This is a genomic window from Edaphosphingomonas fennica, from assembly GCF_003034225.1.
In the GTDB taxonomy this organism is placed as follows: domain Bacteria; phylum Pseudomonadota; class Alphaproteobacteria; order Sphingomonadales; family Sphingomonadaceae; genus Sphingomonas_E; species Sphingomonas_E fennica.
In genome coordinates, this window is sequence record NZ_PHHF01000018.1 from 285,805 (window position 1) to 309,716 (window position 23,912).

Here is a 23,912-nt window from a genome sequence, read left to right on the forward strand (position 1 = left end):
TCCAGGTGGGGCCTGTGGCATCACGTCTGTCCGGCGCCTTTCCTTCGCGCCGTGGAAATAATATTTCTCTATGTATATTAGTGAGTTATGGCATGTGACGGCAAGCGCGGCAGCGTCCAATTCATGATGCATTCGAATGCATTTTGTCATGGACGCGTCACAAGCGAATTGGTAGCGTGTGCTCCTACGGAACAGGTCGATAGGGCCGGCCGTCAGGGGAAAGGGTTTTGCATGACCAATCGTTTCTGGTTAGGTGGCGTTTCGGCACTGGCCATGACTCTCTGTGCTTCTGCGGCCATGGCCCAGGATGCCGCAGGAACGGCGCCTCAAAGTGCGGACGCATCCTCAGACAGCCTTATCGGTGATATCGTCGTCACGGCCCAGCGCCGCAGTGAGCGCCTGCAGGATGTGCCGCTCTCTGTGACGGCGGTCAGCGGTGCCGATCTCACGCGCAGCCGCGTCAACGATGCCAGCCGCCTCCAGCTCTTGTCGCCGGGCCTGACTTGGGGGCAGCAGGGTGCCGATTCCTTCCCGGCGATCCGGGGCGTGCGCACGCAGCTCGTCAGCGCACAGAGCGACCCGGTGATCGGCTTCTATCTCGACGGAGTCTATCAGAGCCGCACGCAGCAGCAGTCCATTCCGCTGTTTGATATCGCCCGGGTCGAGGTGCAGCGCGGCCCGCAAGGCACGCTCTATGGCCGCAATACCTTTGGCGGCAATATCTCGGTCGTTACCCAGTTGCCGACCAAGGACTTCGAAGCCGGCTTCAACGCAGCGGCCGGAAACTACAACCTGCGCCAGTTCGATGCCTTCGTGAACCTGCCCGTGAGCGACACGCTGCAATTGCGCGTCGCCGGCTATCACAGTGAGCATGACGGCTATGTCCGCTCGACTACCAACCCCGACGTCCGTTTCAACGACGAGGATCAGTCGGCGCTGCGCGCGAGCCTGCTCTACACGCCGACGGAGCGGCTCGAGGTCCAGGTCCATGCCGGCTACTGGGAACGCAACGACGCCGGCGGCGGCGCTTACGGCTATAAGACCGTCGGTACGCTGATCGATCCGGCGACGGGTATGCGCTCGATCAACGGCGTGCCCTATGCGGTGAACCCGTCGGTGACCAACGGCTCGGTCTTCGTCAACGGCGTCGACATTGGCGTGCCGGTGACAGGCGACGAGTATCACGTCCAGTGGGACTATCAGCCGACCGAATATCTGCGTGAGAAATATGTCAACGGCCAGATCGGCTATGACTTTGGCGGCGTCGCAATAAAGTCGATCACGGGATACACAAAATTCCGCTCGCGCCGCAGCGGTGACCTCGACCAGTCGTCGATGGTCTTCCCCGCGGCCGGCGTGACAGCCGCCTTCGCCGGTTCGGGCATCCAGCAGCCAGACACCGACGTGAAGACTTTTAGCCAGGAGCTGCAGCTCTCTTCCACCGACAAGGGGTCTCCGCTGCAGTGGATCGTCGGCGGATATTATTTCCACGACATGGTCGACGAGCTTTACAGCCAGGTCTACACCGCACCCACGGCGACCGCACTCAGCACGCGTTCTCGTACGGAGATCGATACCAAGGCCTATGCGCTTTACGGGCAGGCGACTTATTCGATCATTCCCGACACGCTTCGTCTGACCGCCGGCATCCGCTATTCGGACGAGACCAAGGACTATGTGATCACCAACTTCACCGCGCCCGCGGGCACGTTCAACTTCGATACCCAGACCGCGGCGCGCGGCGCTGGGCAGGCGAAGTTCAACAAGGTGACCTGGCGCGCAGGTGTCGAGTTCAACGCGACGCGCGACAACATGCTCTACGCATCGGTTTCGACCGGCTTCGAATCCGGCGGCATCAACAACAATTCAAACAACGCGCTGATCCCGCCAAGCTATGCGCCGCAGACGGTGACGGCCTATGAGATCGGTTCGAAGAACAAGTTCGCCGATGGCCGGATAATCCTGAACGCCAGCCTGTTTTATAATAAATATAAAGACTTGCAGATAACGATTCTCGATCCTCTGACCAACCTGTCATATTATTCGAGCGCGGGGGCGGCGCGCAGCTACGGCGCTGAGTTCGAGCTGAAGACCCTGCCGGTCGACGGCCTGCATGTCGACCTGACGGCGGCGCTGCTCAATGCCAAGTTCACCAAATATGTCCGACCGAACCCGTTCGGCGACACCGCAACCGTCGACCTGGCGGGCAACCGCGTGCCGACCTCGCCCACGCTGAAGACCACGGCCAGCATCTCCTATGATGCAGATCTGGGCGATCACGGCATGATCTCACCGCGCATCGACCTGCTCTATTCGACCAAATATTATTCGACCGACTACAACACCGTGCTCGATCTGCAGAAGTCCTATGCCACGGTCGATGCCAGCCTGCGTTACACGCCGGAATCGGGTAGCTTCTACGTCGAAGGGTTCGTCAACAACCTGACCGACAAGGCGGTGATCTATTCGGCGACGCTGGGCGGCAACGCGCGTATCCAGGAATCCTTCAGCCCGCCCCGCGTCTGGGGTGTGCGCCTGGGCGCGAGCTTCCGCTAAGTCCATGGATCGGGGCGCGTGAAAGGACCTGAGATGAAGCCTGTCCCGCCGGCCCACCCCGATCCCGAAGATGCTATCGAAGAAGCGCTCGCCATCGGGACCGATGGCGGCGCGCTGATGGTGACCGATGCCGCCCCCCCACTCATCGTGGCATCGGATGAAGGCAACTATCCCCCGCTCGCGCGCGGGATAGTTGCCTTCGCTTTTCTGATGGTTGCGGAATTCTTCTATAGCTGGGCGTGGAATTCGGTCGACGTGCTGCGGCCCTACATTCGCGAGAGCCTGGGCCTGACGCTGACCGAAGCCGGCTCCGGCTATTCAGCCCAGGGCGCGGGCGCCCTGATCGGCGCCGTCGTCATGGGGCAGCTCGCTGACCGGTTCGGGCGCCGCAAGATGCTGGCCGTGGTCATGATCGGCTACGGCCTGGCGTTGATTGCCGGAACTTTCGTCACAAGCTATGCGGCCTATCTTGCCGATCGCTTCCTGCTCGGCCTGTTCATGGGCGGTATTTTCCCGATCGTCGTCGGTATCTATGTCGGCCTGTTCGCGAGCAACGTGCGGGGACGGCTGGCCAGCCTGATCAATGCGATCTTCGGCTGCGCGGTTACCCTGCTGGGCGTGACCAGCGGCTGGGTCGGCGGCGATTGGAAATGGCTGCTGTGGATGGGCGGTGTCCCGCCAGTCCTGCTCGCCGGTTTCGCTTTCGTGCTGATTCCCAGCACGGCAGACGCCCGGGCGGACGCTGCAGCCGGCAAGGCGCGCGCGCCCGTGCTCGACCTGTTCTCTCGCGACATGCGTGTTCAGACGCTGGCGCTCGCTGCGCTCATGGGCCTCAACTTTTTCGGCTACCAGGCATTCAGCGGCTGGCTGACGACCTATCTGCGCGACGTTCGCCACCTGAGCCCGGCGACCCTGGGCGATCTCGTCGCCTGGCAATTCGCCGCGAACATCATCGGAGGTTTCTTCTGGGGCTGGACCGGCGACACTTTCGGCCGCCGCTTCAATGCGCTGGGCTTCATCGGCGCGGCGCTCGCCATCCTCATCTACCTCAATGTCGGCACGAATGTCGTTTTGCTCGGATCGGTCGGTGCGGCCTATGGTTTCATGCTGTCGTCGAGCGTCGTCTGGGGGCCATGGCTGACCGAACTCTATCCGCCGCACCTCAAATCGACGGCGGCGTCGATCTTCAACTGGGGCCGGATCGTCAGCTTCTTCGCACCGTTGGTCACGGGCTCGCTGGCCAGCAGCTTCGGCCTCGGCGCGACGATGGGGCTCGCCAGCGTGACTTTCGTCATTGCCGGGCTGATCTGGCTCGCCTTGCCCGAAACGCATGCCAGTCCGCTGCTGCCCGGGCGCCGGCTAAAGGCGCGCTGAGCCCAACAAGGTCATCCCTGCGAGCGCGGGTGTTTGGCTTGCTCACCGCGACGTAAGTGGTCCGCCTATTTCAGACTTGCGGCGGGACTGCGTCTTCCAGTGCATGGTTGCGCGATATTCCGACCGAGGCGGCGATCAGCGCGGCGATGGCCAGGCACTGCAGCAGGCTTAGCCGTTCGCCGAGGATCGCCAGGGCGGCCAGCGCGCCGATCGCAGGCTCGAGGCTGACGACCACGCCGAAGACATGGCGTGGCAGGCGCTTGAGCGCGATCATCTCCAGCGAGAAGGGAATGGCGCTCGCCAGCACCGCGACGACGAGGCCGCCGGCGAGGATTTGCGGCTCGATCAGGCGCGCGCCGGTTGAGACGATGCCGACGGGAACGGCGATCAGGGCCGCGACACAGGTGCCCAGACAAACGACCTGGCCCGCGGGCAGAATCTCGCTCGCGCGCTTGCCGGCGACGATGTAGAGCGCCCAGGCCAGTGCCGCACCGAGGACGAAGGCCAGTCCGACGGGATCCAGCGCGGCATGACTCGATCCGGAAATCGCGCCGGGAAGAGTCAAGCTGGCGACGCCGAGGGCGGCGCAGGCGATCCACAGATAATCCGCCCGTCGCACCGAAAACATAAGCGCGATGCTCAGCGGCCCCAGAAACTCGATCGCGATGGCAATGCCCAGCGGCAGGGTGCGCAAGGCCATGTAGAAACAAAGGTTCATGGCCGCGATCGTCATGCCGTAAGGCACTACGGCCACCCAGCCAACGCGCCCGATCTGCCAGCGCCACGGTCGGAAAAGCGCGATCAGCAGCAGCGCTGAAAGTCCCAGGCGCAACGCATTGGTGCCGCTGGCACCTGCCAGCGGGAACAGCGCCTTGGCGAAGGAATTGCCGATACAGACCGACGCCATCGCGGCGATCAACGGGACGAGACCGCCGAGCAGGCCCAGTCCCCGGCTTTCGTTCACCTCTTGACCTGCGCGACCAGCGCGGCCGCGCCCGCCAGCATGAAGCCATGATCCGATCCCAGCAGGAACAGGGTAGCGCCCTTGTCGATCCAGGTGGGAACGTCGTCGAGTCGAGCCAAGAACATGCCGGTCCTCCGGCCGTGACGCTGGCCGGCGGCGCAGACCTTCTCGACCGCGGCGATCACCTGCGGATCATCCTGGCTCGCCGCGCCGTAGGCGACGGTCAGGTCGACGCGGCCGACGAACAGCGCATCGACTCCCTCGACGGCGGCGATCTCCTCGATCGCGTCGATGGCTTCGGGGTCTTCGATCTGGAGCACGACCGTAGTGCGCGTGGCGCTGTCGGCAAGATGGGCGGCCATCGGCTTCGTCGTATAGGCGGCGGCGCGCGCGGAGCCCGCATAGCCGCGCCCGCCGGCGCCATAGTGGCTGAGCCGCACCGCCGTGCACGCTTCCTCGGCCGATCGCACGTGCGGGATGACGACGCCCGTTGCGCCGCAATCGAGGGCATTGAGGATATGCTCGGGCGCGGCCGAGGGAACACGCACCAGCACGTCCATTCCCGCCGCGCGCGCGGCCATGATGCAGGCGTCGATCGCCGGCCGGTCGAACGGCGCATGCTCGGCATCGAGGCACAGGCAGTCGAGCGCGCTGAGCCCCAGAACCTCGACGACGATCGGGGAGGGGGTCTTCACGAACGTGCCGACCAGCATTTCGCCCGCCGCAAGCCGTTGCTTGAGGTTGCCGCTCATTCCGCCGTCCATCCTCCATCAACGACCAGCGAGGTCCCCGTCATCAGGCTGGAGGCGTCCGATGCCAGGAAAACCGCGGCGCCCATCAGATCTTCCACCCTGCCGATCCGGCCCAGCTTGATCTTGTCGAGCACGCTCGCCTTGAACGCCGTATCCTCGAAGAACGGCCTGGTCATCGGCGTCTCGATGAAGGTCGGAGCGATCGTGTTGGAACGGATGCCGTATGGCGCGAGGTCTAGCGCGAAGCTCTTGCTCATGCCCTCCAGCGCCCATTTCGATGCGCAATAGAGCGACCGGTTGGGTCCGCCGACATGGCCCATCTGGCTGCCGATGTGGATCAGGCTGCCGCCCTCGATCCGCGCGGCCAACATCTGCCGGACGCAGGCCTGGGCAACGAAGAAGGCGCTCTTGACGTTGAGGTCCAGCACCGCGTCGTAATCGGCCTCGCTGACGTTGATCATCGGCTTGGGACGGTTGGTCCCCGCATTGTTGACCAGGACGTGGAAGGCCGGGCGCTCGTCGAAGAAGCGCGTTACGGCATCGAGGTCTGAGACGTCGAGCGCCGCTGCTTCCGCCTGGCCGCCCGATTGCCCAATGGCCTCGGCCACGGACGCGATCTCGTGGTCCGAACGCGCGGCCAGGGTCACGGCGGCGCCGGCCTCGGCGAGAGCCGCGGCCATGGCCGCGCCGATCCCCCGACCTGCGCCCGTCACCAGGACCCGCCGCCCGTCGAGGCGAAAGCTGGGCGTTCGCGGCAATGCGGCGGCGGTCATGTCAGGCGTCGGCGACGGTGAGCTCGGAGGGAGCGGCCGTACCAGCATAGGGCACTTCGCGATGGCCGAAGCGGCGCACGCGGATGTTGGCCTGCTCGCCGTGGCCGGCAAAGCCTTCGAGCCCGCAGAGACGGCTGCAATATTCGCCGATCAGCGCCGAGGCTTCGTCGGTCAGCACCTTCTGATAGGTGCAGGTCTTGATGAACTTGCCGACCCAGAGCCCGCCCGTATAGCGTGCGGCTTTCTTGGTCGGGAGGGTGTGGTTGGTGCCGATCACTTTGTCGCCGAACGACACATTGGTTCGCGCACCGAGGAACAGCGCGCCATAGTTGCTCATATTCTTGAGAAAATAGTCGGGATCGGCGGTCATCACCTGGACATGCTCGCTGGCGATCTCGTCGGCGATGCGCGCCATTTCGGCGTCGTCCTCGGCGACGATCACCTCGCCGTAGGTTTCCCACGCCTTGCGCGCAATGTCGGCCGTGGGCAGGATATCAAGCAGCTTTTCGATCCACGCGATCGTCTCGCGCGCCAGCTTTTCCGACGTGGTCAGCAGGATCGCCGGGCTGTCAGGACCGTGCTCGGCCTGGCCGAGCAGATCGGTGGCCGCCAGTTCGCCGTCGCAGCCGATCTCGTCGGCGATGACCAGCGTTTCGGTCGGCCCCGCGAACAGGTCGATGCCGACACGGCCGAAGAGCTGTCGCTTGGCTTCGGCTACGAAAGCGTTGCCCGGACCGACGAGGATATCGACCGGCGCTATCGACTGGGTGCCGAGGCCCATTGCCGCGACCGCCTGGATACCGCCGAGGCAGTAGATCTCGTCGGCGCCAGCCAATGCCTGCGCCGCGACGATCGCCGGCGCTGGCTTGCCGCCGAAGGGCGGGGCACAGGTCACGACCCGCGGCACACCCGCCACCTTGGCGGTGATCACCGACATATGTGCCGAGGCGAGCAGCGGATACTTGCCGCCGGGTACGTAGCACCCTGCGGCGTTCAGAGGCAGGTTCTTGTGTCCCAGGATCACGCCGGGCAGGGTCTCGACCTCGACGTCGGTCATGCTGGCGCGCTGGATCCGGGCGAAGTTGCGCACCTGGGTCTGGGCGAACTCGATGTCCTTCAGGTCTTGCGGCGAAAGGGTGTCGATGCAGGCCTGGATTTCCGCCGGGGTCAGGCGATAGGAATCACGATCCCACTTGTCGAACCTGATCGAAAGCTCGCGCACGGCATCGTCGCCGCGCTTCTCGATATCCGCGAGGATGCCTTCGACCGTGTCGCGCACCTGGCGATTATTCTCAGCTTTCGCTTCTGCGGTCGCTCCACGCTTCAGATAGATAGCCATCGGATCCTCTAAATGCATTCGAATGCAAAACCGCTAGATGAGATCTGGTCGAAAGGCAAGGCGCTTCCTGGGGAGGGGGAGGGCGTTGACGACCAGATGAACGACGGGTGCGGGATGCATCGGGTGACGCAAGGATGGCAGCGGATGGTTGCTGCGATCCTTGCGTCGGAATCGGCTCAAATTTCGGCGTCGGCGGCCTTCTGCATGTCGGCAAGCTTGAGCTGCACCAGCATCGAAAGCTCGTCGTACACCACCCATTCGTCGACGATTTTGCCGTCGATGACGTGGTAGTGCGTGACGCCCATGACGAAGAGGTGATGGCCGGTCGGTGCGCCCAATGAGCCATAGCCCATGTGATGTCCGTCCATCGTCCAGCGCACCGCATATTTGACGCCGCCTTCCTCGCTTTCGACCGAGCAGATATGCTGCGGAACATAAGCGCAGTCGGGGATCAGCGCGACCAGCTTGATCGTCTGGTGGAGAACCGCGGCGATGCCATAGAGCTCGCGCATCAGCGGCCCGTGCCACTGGCAGGTCGGCGCATAGATCTCGTGGATGCGGCCGAACATCCGCTTGTTGAAGATGTGGTGGAGATCGCGCAGAAGCTGGGCTTCGCCCTCATTGTGCGCGATCGATACATCGGCCTCGGTTTCGGGCGGATACTGGCCAAGCAGCCGGCGATTCTCCGCCAGGTCGATTACTTTCTCGCCGGTCTCGAATTTCCTGCGTGCGATGTCGGTGGCATAAGAATGCGGGTCGATGCCGAGCTGGATCAGCGGCCCCATATTGTCGCGGACGATCCACTCTTTATAGATCTTGTTCTCCAAGATCATGCAGTCGGCCACGGTGCGCGTCATGAAGCTGCGGCCCGTGGGTTTGCCGTACATGCCATATTCGGTGTGCCGGCCGCCGCCGTTGGTCATGTGGCTCGTGTAGAAGCCGTCGACATCATTGCCGTTCCAGATCACCTGGATCGCGCGCCCGCGCCGGTCGGGGAATTCGGCAAGGCGTTGGATCGTGTCGCGAATATGGGTCTCGCGATCGTACATCGTGCCCAGCGTCGTGTAGGCAACGCAGTTGTGCGTGTAATGGGTATAGATCAGGCCGACGTCGCGCTCGTCCCAGATCTTGTGCGTGCAGCGGACGATGTAGTCGACGATGTCGGTGTAGCAATCATCGAAGCCGCGCATGCTCTGGACGCGCGGACGGCCTTCGGGAACGAGTTGTTGGAAATCCCGGCGCTCCACCTGCAATACGGCCCGCGCGTCATCGTTTGCACGCGCCGCAATCTTGGTGCCCACGCTCGTTGTTTTTGGCGCCTTGCCCTCATCCTCGCTCATAAATGCTCCTGTGGTCTGTTAGATGCTCGGTATAGTCCGCGAAGGTTGATACCGCCTGCCACGAATTGTCCGGGCAAGGTGCGATTTGCTGCTTCGCGTTGCCTGCTTGTCCATCCGGAATTTGCACATATGAAAGCCCCGGGACCCGGTTTTTGCGTGGCAGCCAGCAGAGCTTGTGCAACGAAATGCATTCGAATGCAATTACCAATCTGATGACTGTCTTCCCGCCGTTGACGGCGCGTTCGTCACGCTGCGCGACAGCCTGATACTAAGGCGATGACCTTATTATCCTTGACGTGCTGACAGCGGGCCGGTTACTTAGGCATATGCCTTACCATTCGGCTCCTCTCGACCTCACTTTTCATGCCCTCAGCGATCCCACGCGGCGAGCGGTGGTGTCGCGGCTCGCAGAGGGCGAGGCGCCCGTCACCGCCCTGGCCGAACCATTCGATATGGCGCTTCCCTCCTTCGCACAGCATCTCAGGGTGCTGGAAGAGTGCGGGCTGATCGCCAGCGAAAAACGCGGGCGCAGTCGCTGGTGCAGACTGGTGCAGGCGCGCTTCGCCGAAGCGGCGGACTGGATGGAAAAGGAGCGCCGGCTGGCTGCCGAGCGGTTGGACCGGCTGGAACTCTATTTGGATAAGGCGGGAGAGGAATAAGATATGGCGAACCTTTTGGAAACCTGGTCGCTCGATCGCGAAATCGTGCTGGTCAAGCTCCTCGATCACCCGCGCGATAAGGTCTTTGCCGCCTGGACGAACCCCAAGGCGCTAGCCGAATGGTATGGCCCGAGTGGGCTCAGCATCGAAAGCCACGAGGCCGACATCCGTGAGGGCGGGACCTGGCGGTTCGACATGGTGGGCATATTCGAGGGTAAGGAACAGCGCTTTCCGAACCTCATGCGCTTCCTGGAGATTGTGCCAAACGAACGGATCGTGATGGACTATGGCACCCCCGACCCCGACGATCCCGAGCGTTTTCGAATGACGGTGACCTTCGATGAGCAGGCCGACGGCAAAACGGTGCTAACCATGCGTCAGCTCCACCCCAGTCGTAAGCGGCGTCAGGTCGTCATCGGTTTCGGCGCGGTGGGATATGGATTGCAGACGCTGGACGGCCTCGCGGCTTGGCTCGACGCCTAGCCACCATGACGTGCCGAGTGTCGCAACCGAACGGTTGTGACGCCCCGCACCGGCGGCTTTCGACCATTCCAGTCCTGAAAACTGCCCGGCAGGAAAGTCGGGGCTGCCATACCCAACTATCCCTCATCCGGCGGCAACGATTGGATGGGCCGACCTTATCGTATCGATAAGATCTTCCACCACAGTGTTTTCACCGGCAGAGCCCGATGGCGCCACCGACCAGTTGCAGTGCGGGTGCGTACCCAAACTGTACACACGGACCGGCCCGACCACGAGCCGCCATCGCCGCCGGCTGCCGCCGGCATTGCGGGTGAGCGTTGCGACGATGAGGTTCTGCAATTCGCTGCTGGTCATGATCGTCAGGTCTGTCGCGCTAAATGCCGGACTTCGCAATGGCGCTATGGTGGCTATGCAGTCGCAGGTGCGCGCAAAGATCCAGGTCAGCGCCGGCAGGCGGCTCATGGCTGAAAGAACAGTGCTCGGCCGTGACATGCGAACCGGCAGATGCTGGAGGAGGTTTTCAAGGGCGTGGGCGCGATGCTGAATGTTGTGCTGGAAACGAACGCGATCCGCGCTCTGCTCGTCGAATATCGGAGCGGGTGGCCAAGGTTCTCTGTGTTCTCTATCCCGACCCGGTCGATGGCTACCCGCCGAAATATGCGCGGGATCCCCACCATCGACATTCGCCGGCGTGGTGCTTCTTGCTTCCTTGCCTCCCGACTCATTCCGACTTCTGGAATTCTTGCACTGCTGCTTGACTTCGAAAGCCGTCGCGCGATGAAGAAACTCATGGCAGAGCAGGGGCTCATCCCCACCAATGTTGGTGCTCAAGCTCGACGGCTGGACGTGTGCCGCGGGCCGACCATTGAGGCTATGGCGCCTGCCAGGATGTAATAATCCTGAAAAGATGGATCCGTTGCTCGGTCAGGGGCGATGTGTGACCATGAATTTCGGTCGGATGTCCCAATTTCGTTGGGAGGTGGATCGAAAGAAGGTAATTACCCGACAGAAATCGTTGCGTCTGCTTGGGCAGGAGATTGGAGATGGAGGCATCGGCTCTGCTTCGGAACTATCCCGCGATCCGCACGAATGCTCCCGAGGAATTGCAGGACTGGCTGCGGCCGATTTTTTCTGTCCGATCGATCGACATGCCCGAGGGCGGAAAGGCATTCCAGAGCGTCCTCAACCATTGTGAACTGCCTTCCATCGCCCTGACCTACGCCCGCTACGGATCGCCTTTGCAGGCCCAGCTTTCCCAGAACGACTATTTCGTCCAGGGTTTCCCGATCTCCGGATCGGGCGAGGTCCGCTGGAACAGGCACAGCCTGCTGGTCGAGGAACTGGGTGGCGGTATTGCTGGCGGCCCCGGCTCCGAAGGCATGTTCGTTTACGGCCCAACTTTCGCCCACCTCATTCTGAAGATGTCGCCTGCCGTTCTTGCGCGGAAGCTTTCCGCCATGATCGGCAAGCCAGTGGACCCTCCGTTGCAATTGACCGGCCGGCCGAACGCCAATTCGCGGTTTGCGGCGGCGCAGCTTCGGCTGCTGCGCTTTCTGGTGGGCGAACTCGATCGCGACGAAGACATGCTGCCTGCCAATGTGATTGCGGAGACCGAGCAAGCGGTGATCGTTGCCTATCTGATGGCCAACGAGCATAATTACAGCAAATGGCTGGAAGGGACGCCGCGCGCCGCTGCGCCCTGGCAGGTGCGCCGCGCGGTCGATTATATCGAGCAGAACTGGGATCAGTCCATCACCGTGGAAGCGCTGGCAGAGGCTGCGGAAACCACCGCAAGGAGCCTGTTCTATCTCTTTCACCGCACCCACGGCATTTCGCCAATGGCCTATGTTGGCAGGGTGAGGCTGCGATATGCGCGCGCGATGCTAAGCAACCCGACATCGGAGATGAACGTGACCTCGGTGGGTTTCAGCTGCGGCTTCTCCAATCTCGGCCATTTCGCCCGGAAATATTATCAGGCGTTCGGCGAGCATCCCTCCGATACGCTGAAGAGCTACCGGTGATCCCGGGAAGCCCCAGGGGGACGATCCCTGGCGCAACTTAAAAGCCGAACTGGAGAAAGACGGCCGGCCCCTTGAACTTGTGAGAGACCCTTCCGGTCCAGCGCTGCTTTTCCACATCGACGCGATAATCGACATAGCGATAGGTCGCGCCGATCCCGACATTCTTCAGCGCGCGATAGCTGATCGATGCCTGGGTATTGATGAGGCGGCCGTCATAGTCGTCGATTTTCAGTGAGAGATAATCGATCCGTCCATTGAGGGTGAGCCGGGGCGCAACCTCGAGCGCGGTGAAGAGCCCGAGTGTGGGGAGGGGGGCGAGGAAATCATGCCTGCGCCCCTCGACGTTCGCGGACTGGTCGCCGACGCTGGTTTCGCCATCCAGCCTGACCTTGAACCTGGTCGCGTGCAGGCCGAGCGCGGCGCCCAGTTCGAAATTCTCTTTTCGTATGAAGGCATAGCCGAGCGTCAGCCGATAAACGTCGGTGCTGAATTTCGTCGAGACCCTAGCCGACGCAGGATAGGTAATGTCGTCGAAGACGATATCGCGGCTGATGACGTTCGATCCTTTGCGGCTGAGCGAATAATATTCGCCGCCGATCGAGAAATTGCTTCCCAATCGGACGCCGGCGAACACGGCTGGCAGCGTTTCATGCTTGTCCAGGGCGAGATCGGATTCCAGGTCGATCGACGTGCCTTGGGCACCCGATCGCGTCGAAGACAGGCGGACCGAGGTATCCACCCGCGGCCAATAGGCCGACGTCTCGATCCAGAAATGGTCCTGAAGCGCTTGCGCCGCCGCAGGGGCTGTTGCGAAGGTGCTTCCCGCCAGGCTGGCGGCAATCAGGCTTATCCGCGTGAACATGGTCTTTCTCCACCTGGGCATCGATATGATCGATGGATGTGGCCCCGCAGTCATGGAGCCTCGTCTGCGGGTCGGCTGAAGCGATCGAACAGCGCCGGCGGTTGAGCCCGCATCGTCTGGCGCAGCGCGATCATCGGTTCCTGGGATTCATTGATGCCGCCTGCGTTGGGCCGGTTGACGTCCATGATCAGCAGGACCGACAGCGAAAAGAGGAACAGGAGAAAGGCAGCCGATATCCGCCCGTTCCGGCCGACGAGGACATAGCCAAGCACGCCTGCGCTGATCAGCATGTAGATTAGCAGGACGAGGAAGACCTCCATCGGCACACGCGCATAGCGCGCGGCCTTGCGGGCGGCATCCATGTCGATCAAGGCGTTCATGCTATCCAGGAAGGCGCTTGAAAAATCGTAGGATCGGATCGTCGGATAGGCCGCGACGGTCGCGGTCCACAGGTCGGCAAGCATGCGGTCATTAGCGCCGAGCCGCGGCTGGATATCCTTGCCATGGGCCTTGGCTAGCGCGATCCGGTTATCCGTATAGTCGACCAGCATCCGGCTGATGCGCGCGCGGTGAGGCTCCTCCAGCAGTTGCGCGCGCAGATAGGTCGTGCCGATCGCATTCGCTTCCACCAGCACGCGCTCGCGCCGGGTTTCGTAACGGTCGATCGCGAGTGAAAAGGTGAAGCCGGTGAGCAGGGCGAGCAGACCCAGCACTGCCGATACGATATAGCCTTCATGCCCATCGCCACCGGCCGCCGTTTCCACGGTGGCCGTGCTATCCCGGCGGCGGCGAAGCCGCCAGCCGGCCAGCGCGGCCGCGAACAAGGTGAGCAGCAGCAAGGGCCCGAGCGCCCAGAGCGGAATCCGTTCCAGCCATGTGGCCAATGATGACGCGTCCATTGCCCTGCTTCCCTTTGCTGTCTCCGTTTCCGTTCCGATCGCAGCGGCGGCGCTTCATTCAGAAGTTCAGCGAGACGCCCAAGGTTGGCCCCTGCTGGACGATGTCGAAGCGAAAGCCGTCCCTGTCGTAATCGACGCCCAGCGCGATAGCCTGCGACCGCCGACGCCGTGCGGCTGATCCGAAGGCCGAGCGTTGCGCCGGCATCCCAATCGATATTCGCGCCGCCGCCGCCGATGAGGCCCCATCCGCTCAGATAGAGGCTGTCGCTGAGCCAATAGCGACCGCGCAATCCGCCCATCGCATCGACCCAGGTGGCGTTGTCATTGCCGCTCCTGCCGTTTAGCAGGCCGCCCTCCAGCCCGATCTTCACATCCGCGTTCCAGATCTTCGGGCCCAGCACGAAATCCAGGATATGGCGGTCGCCATGGGCCAGCGAATAGCCTCCGCCGACGAAGCCGGCGAAGGTGGACGATTTCACGCGTGCCGTTTCGGCAAGCGCGCCTCTCGGCGTTCCGTAGGCCAGGGAAATCTTTGTGAACATCATGTCGACGACAATGCTGTAGCGGCCCTTGCGCGCTTCGCCGGTCGCCATTGCTGCGAAGTCGAGATTGTCGAGCACCTTCCCGAAATCCGGGCTGATATGGACAGGTGGCAGACCGAATTGGGCAACATCGCCGGAAAGGCCCGCCGCCCACAGATAGGGTGTGATCGCGAAGCTCCACCCGCTGCCCTCGTGTTCCGCCGGGGGCGGCGCGGATGGGGGCGCATCCTGGGCCGCGACATGTGGCGCCATACCGGCCAGAGCTGTCAACGCGAAAAAGGTGGCATATGCCTGTTTCATGGCCTGTCCCCGTTCGATGAGGGCGTGCGAAGCTCGGGAAATGTCGTCGGATCCGCGCCGGGGCGCGGCGATTTTCCGGAATCGAGGGCGCGGCGTTCCTCGATTTCCCGGATCTCGCGTTGATCGCGTTCCAGAAAGACGTTGAGGAAAGTGCGGATGACGGCGATCGCGCCGAGTCGGCCGACATCGTCCCAGCTCGGCGCCGTGGAAGTTTCGATGATGTCGGCGGCAAGCTGGAAGGTCAGTCCCGCGATCAGCCAGCGCGCCTGCCGCATCCAGATGAGGCGGACGGCATGCCCGTTCTTCCGCCCCGAAAGCATCGCCGGGGCGCCCCGGACGAACGCCTCCGCCGTGCCGATGGTGATGACGATAAGCGCCGCAAGCTCGATCAGCGGAACGACCAGCGCGGTCAGCTCGATCAACCATTCCTCTATCATGGCATCGCCTCCGCTTTCGGAGCCGGGCGCTTGATGCAGCGAAAGCCCAGATGCGAGATGGCCGTGTCGATCGGCTGGGCCATGCGGGCCGCTGGCCGGTAGCGCCGGCAGTAATTGGGCGCGCAGAGATGCGATCCGCCCTTGGTGACGCGCCGCGGAATCCGCATGCCTGGCGCATTCGGATCGAAACTTTCCTCGGCCGCGCCGCCGCGTGGATTGGCGACGGTGCAGCAGCTCCGATGGCGGGTGCCATGGTCGCCATACCAGTCGGCCGTCCATTGCCAGACGTTGCCGGCCATGTCGTACAGGCCGTAGCCGTTGGGGGGAAATGCCCGCACGGGCGACGTATATTCGAAGCCGTCCTCCCGCGTGTTGCGATAGGGGAATTCGCCCTGCCAGGTATTGGCCATATATTTTCCGTTGGGGGGCAGATCGTCGCCCCAGACGAATTCCCTGCCGTCCAACCCGCCGCGCGCGGCGAATTCCCATTCCGCCTCGGTCGGCAACGCCTTGCAGGCCCAATGCGCATAGGCAGCCACGTCCTCCCAGGCGACATGCACGACGGGATGATCCATCAGCCCCCGGATCGAGCTTGCGGGTCCGCGCGGGTGACGCCAGTCCGCGCCGGCCACATAGTGCCACCAGTTATAATGGTTGCTCATGTCGACCGGGGCGCTGGGTTTGCGGAACAGGATCGAGGATGCCGCCAGCAGCTCGGGCCGCGCGCCTGGATAGTCGGCGGGGTCCGCCGGCCTTTCGGCCAGCGTGATATAGCCGGTGGCCTTCACGAAATGCGCGAAGTCGCGATTGGTGACGGTGGTGGCATCCATCCAGAAGCCGTCCACGCTCACGCGATGTGCGGGGGCTTCTTCCGGATAGTGATGGTCGGAACCCATCAGGAATGTCCCTCCCGGTATCCAGACCATGCCGGGCGGCGATGGCGATGCTGGCGTGCTCATGCCGGTGTCTCCCCGGAAGCGGCGCGCCGGCGGCGGACATAGGGAAGGGACACGAGCGCGCTGATGACGAGATGGTAGAACACCACCGCCAGCACGGCCTTCTCGTGCGGGAAGTTCGCGGTGGCGATCGCAATCGCCACGCCGGGGTGGCGGGTGCCCGTGGCCAGTGCCAGGACGGTGCGATTCCCGTTGTCGGGACCGCCCAGAAGATGGCCCGCGACCAGGCCTATGAGCGTGAAGGCGATCAGGCCCAACAGCACGCCATCGCCGACCATGGCCCAGATCGCGGGTCCAGCCTCGAACAGCAGCGGCAGCGCGGCCACGACCAGCAATATCATCGCCGCCCGGGACATGGCAGGGGCGATCCGCGCCGCCGCATCCGGCTGCAGGGTGCGGATGCCGATGCCAATCCCCAGCGGGATAATGACGGAAACAAGCATGACGGTGGCGACACGGCTGGCGGAAATGTCCACCGCAACCCCCAGCAACCGCCCGATCAGCGTGACGGCCAGGGGCGTCAGCACCACGGCCGCCACCGATGCCGTCGCCAGCAGGCCCACGGCATAAGCGCCGGACCCGCCCGCCTTGATCTGCTTGGCCGGCAGGATGGGGGGCACCGGGGACATGGCAAGCGCGATCAGGGCGATCTTCACCGCCGGCACCGGATCAATCAGGAAAGACAGCAGGATGGCGGCTGCTATCATGACGACGCTCATCGACACGATCGATCGCAGCAGCAGCGCCGGACGGCGGAGCAGATAGATCGCATCGCCCCTGCCGGCCCGAAGCCCCAGCGCGAGGACCATGAAGAAGATGCTGATGTTGATCAGCAGCGGGATGATGTGTGCGAGCGCCATGGTGGATCGCTCCATTTTGGGCGGGAGGGGACGGGCGGCGCCGGAACGCCGCCCGTGGCCCTTGCCGCAGCCGCACGAACGGCCGATCGCGACAGGATCAGTTGTTCGTCGTCCGGCTGGTTTCGAGCCGGCTCATCGCGCCTTCCAGCGCCTTGTGCAGGCTCAGCGTGTCTGCGCCCTGGCGCGGGGGATAGGCCTGCAGGCTCTTGAGATGGGCGGCGATAAAGGGTGTGGCCGCATTCGGCGCCCATAGCTTGGAGGCGAAGAACTTCCTGCCGATATATCCCCATTCGTGGGATTCCGGGTCCATCTTCTCCAGAGGATCCATCAGCAGGTTGAACAGATAGGGTACGCTTGGATAATATTTTTCGTTGAACCAGCTGCCTTCCTTCTTCACGCCGATGTGCATTTTCCAGCCATCGACGCGGACGGCCATCAGATCCGTCTCGTCATAATAGAAGAATTCGCGGCGAGCCGATTTGGGCGACTTCCCGGTCCAGTGATCCAGATTGTTATAGCCATCGAGATGAACCTTATAGGTCATACCATTCATCTCATAACCATCCAGAAGATCGCTCTTCAGATTGGGAAGGCCCGCGGCCGCCGCGAGCGTGACGTATAGATCCTCGTGGGACTGGACGCCGTTGGACGATGAATGTGGCGCAATCCGCGCCGGCCACCGAACGACGCAGGGCACGCGCAGGCCGCCTTCCCAGCTCGTCCCCTTCTCGCCGCGGAACGGAGCATAGCCGCCATCAGGCCAGAACATCATCTCATTGCCGTTGTCGGTGGTGTAGACGACGATCGTATTTTCATCGACGCCCAGTTCGCGCAGCTTGTTCAGCAACGCACCGATCTGCTCGTCATGTTCCAGCATCTTGGCCCGCACGAGATCTTCCTCGGCCCGGCCTTCGTCGACGGCCTTCTGGATATATTTCTTGGGCGAATGCGACCAGATGTGGATGGCCGTGGTGTTGAACCAGCAGAAGAAGGGCTTGTCGCCCTTGCCGTGGCGGTCGAGGAAGTCGAGCGTCTTGTCCAGCACCTCGCCGTCGAACGTTTCCATGCGTTCGCGGGTCAGCATGCCGGTATTCTCGATGCGCTGCTTGCCGACGCGGCCGAAAATGGGATCCTCGGCCGGATCGTCCTCGTCCGTGGCCCAGGCATGCAGCACGCCGCGCGGACCATATTTCTTCAGATAATCCGCATTCTTCTGGCCCGGATAGTCGAGCTGCTCGGGTTCCTCCTCCGCGTTCAGGTGATAGAGGTTGCCGAACCATTCATCGAAGCCATGGACCGTGGGCAGGAATTCGTTGCGGTCGCCCAGATGGTTCTTGCCGAACTGCCCCGTCACATAGCCCTGCGACTTCAGCACCTCGGCCAGTGTGGGATCTTCCTTCTGGATGCCGCGAGGCGATCCCGGAATGCCGATCGTCGTCATGCCCGTGCGCACCGGCACCTGCCCGGTGATGAAGGCCGCGCGGCCGGCGGTGCAGCTTGCCTGGCCGTAATGATCGGTGAAAAGGATGCCTTCCTCGGCGATCCGATCGATATTGGGCGTTCGCCCCATCATGCCATGAGTATAGGCGCCCACATTCCACATCCCGATGTCGTCGCCGAATATCACCAGTATATTCGGCCTGCCGGAATTGCTTTTCGAGGCCATAACATCCTCCTGATAATAAACATTGATGGAAGAATGATTATGTTATGTGGCGACATGTATTGTGTTCAATTGAACGGCATTATCTTGAAAAGCATGCTTGCGATCGTCCATACGCCCAGTATCAGCAGCAGGATCGCGGTTATGAGCGTGAGTGAAGGCGGAAAGCCGCTTTTGCCATGAATCAGCTGTTCTTCGGCCATGAGGCGCCGTTCGCGGCGCAGCTCGATCATGAACCGGACGTGGTAGACGATGCCGAACGTCAGCATCATGATGCCGAAGGCGACGAGCGTGGTGCCGAACGTCCGTTCAGGTGCGGCGCTGGGCAGCAGATTCTGGTCCTTCAGCTTCTGGGCGAGCTGGTGGATCGTGAAGCCGAAGGAGATCAGCGACAATGACGTGCGGATGACCGACATCAAGGTGCGATCCGCGCTCATGCGGGTTCGCTGGAAGGACATGCCCGTCCGCCGGGCCGATAGTTCGGTCGAAATATCGTCAGATATCATTTGCATACCAAGCCTCCGGCTGCGGCAGTCGCAGTCGACCCGAATTTATCTGCCTGGGATGGGGTCATTCCTTGACCCGTTGGCATGCAATCTATCGCCCTTGTTCGGGCGCGCGCTACTCAGGAACAGGAAGCGCCTGGCCGGATTCTACAAAAAAGTGCCGGTGGCAGGCCGTGAGCGCGGGGGCGTCTCGAACCTGACCTCGCCCTAGGCGATCGCCGCGCCCGGTTAAGGAGACTCATTTGATCCACTCGGCTGCAACGGCAGCGAGAGCGAACGTGGCAAGGTAGTTGGAGACATAGCGATCGCATCGAGTGCATCGAAAGCTCATCGGAGCTCGGCAGCCTCGATGGATGGAACGGCTGGTTCACCACCGATGTCGCGCGTGCCCGCTATGCTGCAGCGGCAAGGATGGGTTCGCTTGATAGATCCTCTGCCGGCACTCGGCGGGAGGCGATCCTTGCAATGGCAAGCACTGAACTTGTGTCCCGTATCGCACCGCCTGGCTCCGTCATGGAATCGATTGAGGAGGATCTCGTCGGTGATACTCGCTTCGAAATCCAGCGAGCCATAATCCGTGTCAAACACGGTCTTCAATCAACTGTCAGTAGTCACTCCCAAGGCCAGGGTGGAAGCCCGGTGACTTCGAACTCATCTCCTGATGGGAATGCGATCATCAGCGAGGCGTCAGCGGTTGTCGCCGCGTTCGCCGTCATAGCCGCCGTTCGATGTGCTTGGAGAGCTCCCCAAAGCAGGCGCCCGTTCATTGCGCCGTGCATCGCTTTCTCGTCGGAACGAGGAGCCGCTCAGGTTAGATTTCGGTACGCGTAGCAACGATCAGGACGTTATCGATATCGATGCCAAGATACTTGACAGTGTTCTCGATCTTGCTGTGGCCCAGCAAGATTTGAACCGCCCACAAATTGCCGGTGACCTTGCAGATCACCCGAATGTGAAGACATATGCACGCACGCCACCTCGATGAAATTCAACGCGAACGGTCCGGTCGACCACCTGGTCCGGCTGTCGAACGAGCTGGTAAAGACGATCCTCCTGCAACTCACCCCAGCCCGACTCATCCACGTCGCTGCCGTGATTGGCACCGGGAGGCGCACCATCGATCGTGACACGAAACCGGACTAGGCGCCGATCGGCGGCACCGCCGAGCACCAGATGTAAATCGCGTGCATGGAATCTGAACGTGATCGCGCCGCCGGCTCCGCCGAGAGCCGCGAATTCCGGGCCAACGGTCCAGCGCCCCGCGAGAGCCCATTGGTTGAGGGATAGGTCGCGCGGAGTCGTATAGGTCGTTTCGACATTTTTCACGAGCCCGCCAGGAGACGCGAACTTCACCGCCTTCTCGAAACCGACATAGGCTTCGGGCGATCGCAGATCGCTCCAGGCGGCTTCGGCCTCTATTCCGGTGCCTTTGATCGGAGAAATGGGAACGTCCGATGGATCGTGCCCCGTCTCGGCCAGGAGCTTTCGGATCAGTTGTTCGGCATCGGCGTAATTGCCTTCACCCAGCCGGTAACCCCGGATACGTCCTTTCGCATCAATGAAGTAAAAACCAGGCCAGCCTTCGTTACCGAATTCGCGCCAGAACGCATAATGATTGTCCTGCAGATTCGGATAGCGGACGTCCAATTGCGCGCTTGCGAGGCGTACTTCCGCGGCATCCTTTTCGAAGTCGAATTCGGGGGTATGGATGCCGACGACCACCAGCCCCTTGTCACCATATCTGTCGCTCCATGCGCGCAGATAGGGTAGCGCGCGCAGCGAATTGATACACGAATAGGTCCAGAAATTCACCAGTACGACCTTGCCGCGAAGGGCCTGCACGCCACCGGGCACGGGCGTCAGCCAGGATGACGAGCGGTGCAGGAGATCCAGGGGGGAGGCCGTCATGCCTGCCGGGGCAGCCGCGCTCATACTGTTCGCAGACTGGTGGGGCACCAGGCTCAAAGCGTCATCGAAGCAGAGCAGGGTGGTCGTGCCCGCCGCCAGAATGGCGGCGACAAAGAAGCCAGTCGAACGGAATTTACGCATAGCAGTCACTCGCATTGCCGTCGAAGCTGACGAACTGAGCGCATTGCGTATAGAGACGCGATCGCGGCTGGGTTGTTAGCAACTGCTATGTTCTGTGATGCCCCGACAGTGGCAGGGAGCTCGTTCAGTCGCGCCTATTGGGATGGAATGGTAAAGGGCGGTCCATCGACGCGGCCGCAAGCACGAAGGAAGATCATCCATCGCGCCTGGAATATCCGATCGGGTTCGGCGGTATTGTTCGTCTCGTCGGCGCGCAGGCGGACACGATTGTTCGCCCCTTCGAGAAGGTCGACGAGGATTTCGCAGATCACACCCGGATCGCCCGGCAAAACGAGTCCCGCAGCCTGGGCCGAGGCGATCGCACCGACCAACGACTCCAAAGCCATCCTTGACCATGCAGCGAGCCGGTGTCGAAGCGCCGGGGAAAAGGCTGCCTCCGCGCTGACCGACAGATAGAAGGCCGCATAGTCGCGCGACGAGCCGATCTCGAAATAACGCAGGGCCGTTTGCCGGACAGCCTCAAGGGGGTCCGCGACCCCCATGGCGGCCGATGTCAGGGCCGCCTTGAACCGGCGGATGTCGCGTTCGACGACGGCCTCCAGCAGCGCCCCCTTGTTTGGGTAGCGGCGATAGATCGTGTGCTTGGATATGCCGAGTTCGAGAGCGATCTCATCCACAGACGTTGCGGCAACCCCTTTCCGGCAAAAGGTCGAGCGGGCGCCGTCGAGCAGAAGATCATCGAGCTGCGCCGCTCGTTCCCGGGTTGGACGTCCTCCAGCCTTGCGCGTGCTTAATCCCATTCTCGGTTCCGTTTTTGCTGGTCAAAACGGCACGACAAGGTTGCGTTTTTATCGGCCATTCGATATCAGCACAATAGAGTGCTGTTTCTGGGTTTCAACGGATTTCCTCTCGATGTCATCCATCACCGTATCGAGGCTCGCTTGGTCGACGCCAGACGGCCGCCGGATCTTTTCCGATCTCGACCTCGGCTTCCGCCGAGAGCGCGCTGGTCTTGTCGGGCGCAATGGCGTGGGCAAGACTACGCTGTTGCATATTCTTGCCGGACGGCTTCAACCGCAGGCGGGCACGATCTCCATCACCGGCACGCTGGGCGTGCTCAGGCAGAGCGTTCAGGTCGGCCCGCAAGAGACGGTGGCTGATCTGTTCGGTGTAGCGGGGGCGCTGGCGATCCTGCGCCGTGCGGAGGCCGGGGAAGCCGGCATCGACGAACTGGCGGAAGCCGACTGGATGCTTGACGAACGCATCGCCACCGCGCTTGCGAAAGTGGGCCTTACAGCACGGGCCGATACGCTTCTTGCCGAACTCTCCGGTGGCCAGCGGACGCGCGCCGGCCTGGCCGCCGCGATCTTCGCTGAACCGGATTTCCTGCTGCTCGACGAGCCCACCAACAATCTTGATCGTGCCGGCCGCGACGCCGTGATCGGCTTCCTTGCCGACTGGAAGTCGGGTGCGATCGTCATCAGCCATGACCGCGCACTTCTGGAGCGCATGGATGCAATCGTCGAGATGACGTCTCTTGGCATCACTCGCTATGGCGGTAACTGGAGCCTGTACCGGGAGCGCAAGGTGGTCGAGCTTGAGGCCGCGCAGCACGACCTGGCGTTTGCCGAGAAAAGGATCGCGGAGGTCAATCGCAAGACGCAGCTCGCCGTCGCACGGAAAGATCGCCGGGACGCTAGTGGCGCGAGGAAAGGCGCTCGCGGCGATATGCCGCGTATTCTGGCGGGTGCCCGGAAGAACGCTGCCGAGGCGAGCCGCGGAGATGACGCTCGGCTTGCCGAGCGTCAGAAGGAGCAAGCTCGGGCGGCAGCCGCGGCGGCGCGGGAGAGAATCGAAACCCTGCAGCAACTGTTGCTCGTGCTGCCGCCGACTCGGCTCGCGGCGAGCCGCACGGTTCTGACGCTGGACAAGGTCATGGCCGGCTACGAGACCGGCCACCCGATCCTGCGCGACCTGTCCTTCACCATGGTCGGACCGGAACGCGTCGCGCTCGTTGGACCGAACGGATCGGGCAAGACGACCCTCGTCAAGCTGATCGCGGGCAAGATGCAGCCCACCGGCGGAAGTGTTTCGGTTGGTGTGGATTTTGCGCTGCTCGATCAGCACGTGAGCATCCTCGATCGCGAATGGTCGATCCTCGACAATTTCATGCGGCTGAATCCCGATTCCAGCGAGCATGCATGTCGCTCCGCGCTGGCAGGTTTCCTGTTCCGGGCAGACGAGGCGCTGCAGAAGGTCGGCGCACTAAGCGGAGGCCAGATGTTACGCGCCGGTCTGGCCTGTGTGCTGGGCGGACCGCGTGCGCCATCGCTGCTCATCCTGGATGAGCCCACCAATCACCTGGATATCGACTCGGTTCAGGCGATCGAGGTCGGGCTCGCGGCCTATGATGGGGCGCTTCTCGTCGTCAGCCACGATGAGGCGTTCCTGACCAATATCGGCATCAGCCGGCGGCTGGAACTGTTCGGAGAAGCGTCCTAGGGTCGGGACCCATAAACAGGATTCCCTTGGCGTCGGGAATGTGATTCATATGTGGACGCCCCCTTGGCAAGGGCA

At 62.5% G+C, this 23,912-nt stretch carries 21 protein-coding genes and 1 pseudogene; 6 read left to right on the forward strand and 16 right to left on the reverse strand.

The annotated features are described in order from the left end of the window. The first annotated feature begins 231 nt into the window (after nt 1-231). Complete coding sequence (locus CV103_RS04775; protein ID WP_170112550.1) at nt 232-2,556, forward strand: TonB-dependent receptor; 2,325 nt, start codon at nt 232-234, stop codon at nt 2,554-2,556. Nucleotides 2,557-2,673: 117 nt separating this feature from the next. After that, a complete protein-coding gene (locus CV103_RS04780; protein WP_170112551.1) occupies nt 2,674-3,930 on the forward strand; it encodes an MFS transporter in 1,257 nt (418 codons plus the stop codon). A 70-nt stretch (nt 3,931-4,000) separates the two neighbouring features. On the opposite strand, the gene CV103_RS04785 is transcribed toward CV103_RS04780, so the two are convergent. The 5 genes from CV103_RS04785 to CV103_RS04805 all read right to left on the reverse strand — a co-directional run bounded on the left by CV103_RS04785 (nt 4,001) and on the right by CV103_RS04805 (nt 9,098). Further along, nucleotides 4,001-4,894 (reverse strand): EamA family transporter, encoded by an 894-nt coding sequence (locus tag CV103_RS04785; RefSeq protein ID WP_245896645.1) that lies wholly within the window; start codon nt 4,892-4,894, stop codon nt 4,001-4,003. Next, a complete protein-coding gene (locus tag CV103_RS04790; RefSeq protein WP_107394112.1) occupies nt 4,891-5,646 on the reverse strand; it encodes an HpcH/HpaI aldolase family protein in 756 nt (251 codons plus the stop codon). The genes CV103_RS04785 and CV103_RS04790 overlap by 4 nt, the downstream gene beginning before the upstream one ends. Further along, nucleotides 5,643-6,419, reverse strand: a complete 777-nt coding sequence (locus CV103_RS04795; RefSeq protein ID WP_107394113.1) for an SDR family NAD(P)-dependent oxidoreductase — start codon at nt 6,417-6,419, stop codon at nt 5,643-5,645. Before CV103_RS04795 ends, CV103_RS04790 begins: the two co-directional genes overlap by 4 nt. A gap of 1 nt (nt 6,420) precedes the next feature. Then, entirely contained in the window at nt 6,421-7,758 is a 1,338-nt protein-coding gene (gene hisD / locus CV103_RS04800) for a histidinol dehydrogenase (RefSeq protein ID WP_107394114.1), read from the reverse strand. Nucleotides 7,759-7,934: 176 nt separating this feature from the next. Further along, a complete protein-coding gene (locus CV103_RS04805) occupies nt 7,935-9,098 on the reverse strand; it encodes a nuclear transport factor 2 family protein (protein ID WP_107394115.1) in 1,164 nt (387 codons plus the stop codon). 326 nt (nt 9,099-9,424) lie between these two features. On the opposite strand from CV103_RS04805, the gene CV103_RS04810 reads away from it, so the two are divergent. Beyond that, nucleotides 9,425-9,757 (forward strand): ArsR/SmtB family transcription factor, encoded by a 333-nt coding sequence (locus CV103_RS04810; protein WP_070934096.1) that lies wholly within the window; start codon nt 9,425-9,427, stop codon nt 9,755-9,757. 3 nt (nt 9,758-9,760) lie between these two features. Further along, complete coding sequence (locus CV103_RS04815; RefSeq protein WP_107394116.1) at nt 9,761-10,240, forward strand: SRPBCC family protein; 480 nt, start codon at nt 9,761-9,763, stop codon at nt 10,238-10,240. A 123-nt stretch (nt 10,241-10,363) separates the two neighbouring features. On the opposite strand, the gene CV103_RS22775 is transcribed toward CV103_RS04815, so the two are convergent. Beyond that, a complete protein-coding gene (locus CV103_RS22775) occupies nt 10,364-11,071 on the reverse strand; it encodes a hypothetical protein (protein ID WP_245896647.1) in 708 nt (235 codons plus the stop codon). A gap of 212 nt (nt 11,072-11,283) precedes the next feature. Between CV103_RS22775 and CV103_RS04825 the strand changes: the two genes are divergently transcribed. Continuing rightward, on the forward strand, nt 11,284-12,261 hold the full coding sequence (locus CV103_RS04825) for an AraC family transcriptional regulator (protein WP_107394117.1): 978 nt from the start codon (nt 11,284-11,286) through the stop codon (nt 12,259-12,261). 37 nt (nt 12,262-12,298) lie between these two features. Here CV103_RS04825 and CV103_RS04830 read toward each other — a convergent pair whose 3' ends face one another. From CV103_RS04830 to CV103_RS04875, 10 genes and pseudogenes are all read right to left on the reverse strand, one after another. Beyond that, the gene (locus CV103_RS04830; protein ID WP_107394118.1) at nt 12,299-13,123 is read right to left on the reverse strand and encodes an outer membrane beta-barrel protein; all 825 of its coding nucleotides are present in this window, start codon (nt 13,121-13,123) and stop codon (nt 12,299-12,301) included. A 50-nt stretch (nt 13,124-13,173) separates the two neighbouring features. Next, entirely contained in the window at nt 13,174-14,022 is an 849-nt protein-coding gene (locus CV103_RS04835; RefSeq protein WP_070934091.1) for a bestrophin-like domain, read from the reverse strand. Nucleotides 14,023-14,860: 838 nt separating this feature from the next. After that, nucleotides 14,861-15,301 (reverse strand): DUF1622 domain-containing protein, encoded by a 441-nt coding sequence (locus CV103_RS04845; protein ID WP_107394119.1) that lies wholly within the window; start codon nt 15,299-15,301, stop codon nt 14,861-14,863. Continuing rightward, complete coding sequence (locus CV103_RS04850) at nt 15,298-16,227, reverse strand: formylglycine-generating enzyme family protein (protein WP_107394120.1); 930 nt, start codon at nt 16,225-16,227, stop codon at nt 15,298-15,300. The genes CV103_RS04845 and CV103_RS04850 overlap by 4 nt, the downstream gene beginning before the upstream one ends. A gap of 29 nt (nt 16,228-16,256) precedes the next feature. After that, nucleotides 16,257-17,117 carry a Na+-dependent transporter gene (locus CV103_RS04855; RefSeq protein WP_107394151.1) on the reverse strand — a complete coding sequence of 287 codons (861 nt, stop codon included), beginning with the start codon at nt 17,115-17,117 and terminating at the stop codon, nt 16,257-16,259. A 97-nt stretch (nt 17,118-17,214) separates the two neighbouring features. Continuing rightward, the gene (locus tag CV103_RS04860) at nt 17,215-18,783 is read right to left on the reverse strand and encodes an arylsulfatase (protein WP_107394121.1); all 1,569 of its coding nucleotides are present in this window, start codon (nt 18,781-18,783) and stop codon (nt 17,215-17,217) included. A 65-nt stretch (nt 18,784-18,848) separates the two neighbouring features. Then, complete coding sequence (locus CV103_RS04865) at nt 18,849-19,217, reverse strand: YidH family protein (RefSeq protein WP_211314349.1); 369 nt, start codon at nt 19,215-19,217, stop codon at nt 18,849-18,851. Between the two features lie 880 nt (nt 19,218-20,097). Beyond that, nucleotides 20,098-20,232 (reverse strand): annotated as a pseudogene (locus CV103_RS22780) (integrase); the annotation flags it as partial. Then, on the reverse strand, nt 20,229-21,335 hold the full coding sequence (locus CV103_RS04870; protein ID WP_107394122.1) for a redoxin family protein: 1,107 nt from the start codon (nt 21,333-21,335) through the stop codon (nt 20,229-20,231). The pseudogene CV103_RS22780 and the gene CV103_RS04870, both read right to left, overlap by 4 nt. Nucleotides 21,336-21,469: 134 nt before the next feature. After that, the gene (locus CV103_RS04875; RefSeq protein WP_107394123.1) at nt 21,470-22,135 is read right to left on the reverse strand and encodes a TetR/AcrR family transcriptional regulator; all 666 of its coding nucleotides are present in this window, start codon (nt 22,133-22,135) and stop codon (nt 21,470-21,472) included. Between the two features lie 112 nt (nt 22,136-22,247). On the opposite strand from CV103_RS04875, the gene CV103_RS04880 reads away from it, so the two are divergent. Further along, on the forward strand, nt 22,248-23,837 hold the full coding sequence (locus tag CV103_RS04880) for an ABC-F family ATP-binding cassette domain-containing protein (protein WP_107394124.1): 1,590 nt from the start codon (nt 22,248-22,250) through the stop codon (nt 23,835-23,837). Nucleotides 23,838-23,912 lie beyond the last annotated feature (75 nt).

Bases quoted from the DNA above. Each gene is read 5' to 3' on its own strand.
- CV103_RS04880 (WP_107394124.1), top strand. From the start codon at position 22,248: ATGTCATCCATCACCGTATCGAGGCTCGCTTGGTCGACGCCAGACGGC.
- CV103_RS04780 (WP_170112551.1), top strand. From the start codon at position 2,674: ATGGTGACCGATGCCGCCCCCCCACTCATCGTGGCATCGGATGAAGGC.
- CV103_RS04870 (WP_107394122.1), bottom strand. From the start codon at position 21,335: ATGCGTAAATTCCGTTCGACTGGCTTCTTTGTCGCCGCCATTCTGGCG.
- CV103_RS04805 (WP_107394115.1), bottom strand. From the start codon at position 9,098: ATGAGCGAGGATGAGGGCAAGGCGCCAAAAACAACGAGCGTGGGCACC.
- CV103_RS04810 (WP_070934096.1), top strand. From the start codon at position 9,425: ATGCCTTACCATTCGGCTCCTCTCGACCTCACTTTTCATGCCCTCAGC.
- CV103_RS04830 (WP_107394118.1), bottom strand. From the start codon at position 13,123: ATGTTCACGCGGATAAGCCTGATTGCCGCCAGCCTGGCGGGAAGCACC.
- CV103_RS04850 (WP_107394120.1), bottom strand. From the start codon at position 16,227: ATGGTCTGGATACCGGGAGGGACATTCCTGATGGGTTCCGACCATCAC.
- CV103_RS04845 (WP_107394119.1), bottom strand. From the start codon at position 15,301: ATGATAGAGGAATGGTTGATCGAGCTGACCGCGCTGGTCGTTCCGCTG.
- CV103_RS04775 (WP_170112550.1), top strand. From the start codon at position 232: ATGACCAATCGTTTCTGGTTAGGTGGCGTTTCGGCACTGGCCATGACT.
- CV103_RS04865 (WP_211314349.1), bottom strand. From the start codon at position 19,217: ATGAGCGCGGATCGCACCTTGATGTCGGTCATCCGCACGTCATTGTCG.
- CV103_RS04795 (WP_107394113.1), bottom strand. From the start codon at position 6,419: ATGACCGCCGCCGCATTGCCGCGAACGCCCAGCTTTCGCCTCGACGGG.
- CV103_RS04860 (WP_107394121.1), bottom strand. From the start codon at position 18,783: ATGGCCTCGAAAAGCAATTCCGGCAGGCCGAATATACTGGTGATATTC.
- CV103_RS04815 (WP_107394116.1), top strand. From the start codon at position 9,761: ATGGCGAACCTTTTGGAAACCTGGTCGCTCGATCGCGAAATCGTGCTG.
- CV103_RS04790 (WP_107394112.1), bottom strand. From the start codon at position 5,646: ATGAGCGGCAACCTCAAGCAACGGCTTGCGGCGGGCGAAATGCTGGTC.
- CV103_RS04825 (WP_107394117.1), top strand. From the start codon at position 11,284: ATGGAGGCATCGGCTCTGCTTCGGAACTATCCCGCGATCCGCACGAAT.
- CV103_RS04835 (WP_070934091.1), bottom strand. From the start codon at position 14,022: ATGGACGCGTCATCATTGGCCACATGGCTGGAACGGATTCCGCTCTGG.
- CV103_RS04855 (WP_107394151.1), bottom strand. From the start codon at position 17,117: ATGGCGCTCGCACACATCATCCCGCTGCTGATCAACATCAGCATCTTC.
- hisD (WP_107394114.1), bottom strand. From the start codon at position 7,758: ATGGCTATCTATCTGAAGCGTGGAGCGACCGCAGAAGCGAAAGCTGAG.
- CV103_RS04875 (WP_107394123.1), bottom strand. From the start codon at position 22,135: ATGGGATTAAGCACGCGCAAGGCTGGAGGACGTCCAACCCGGGAACGA.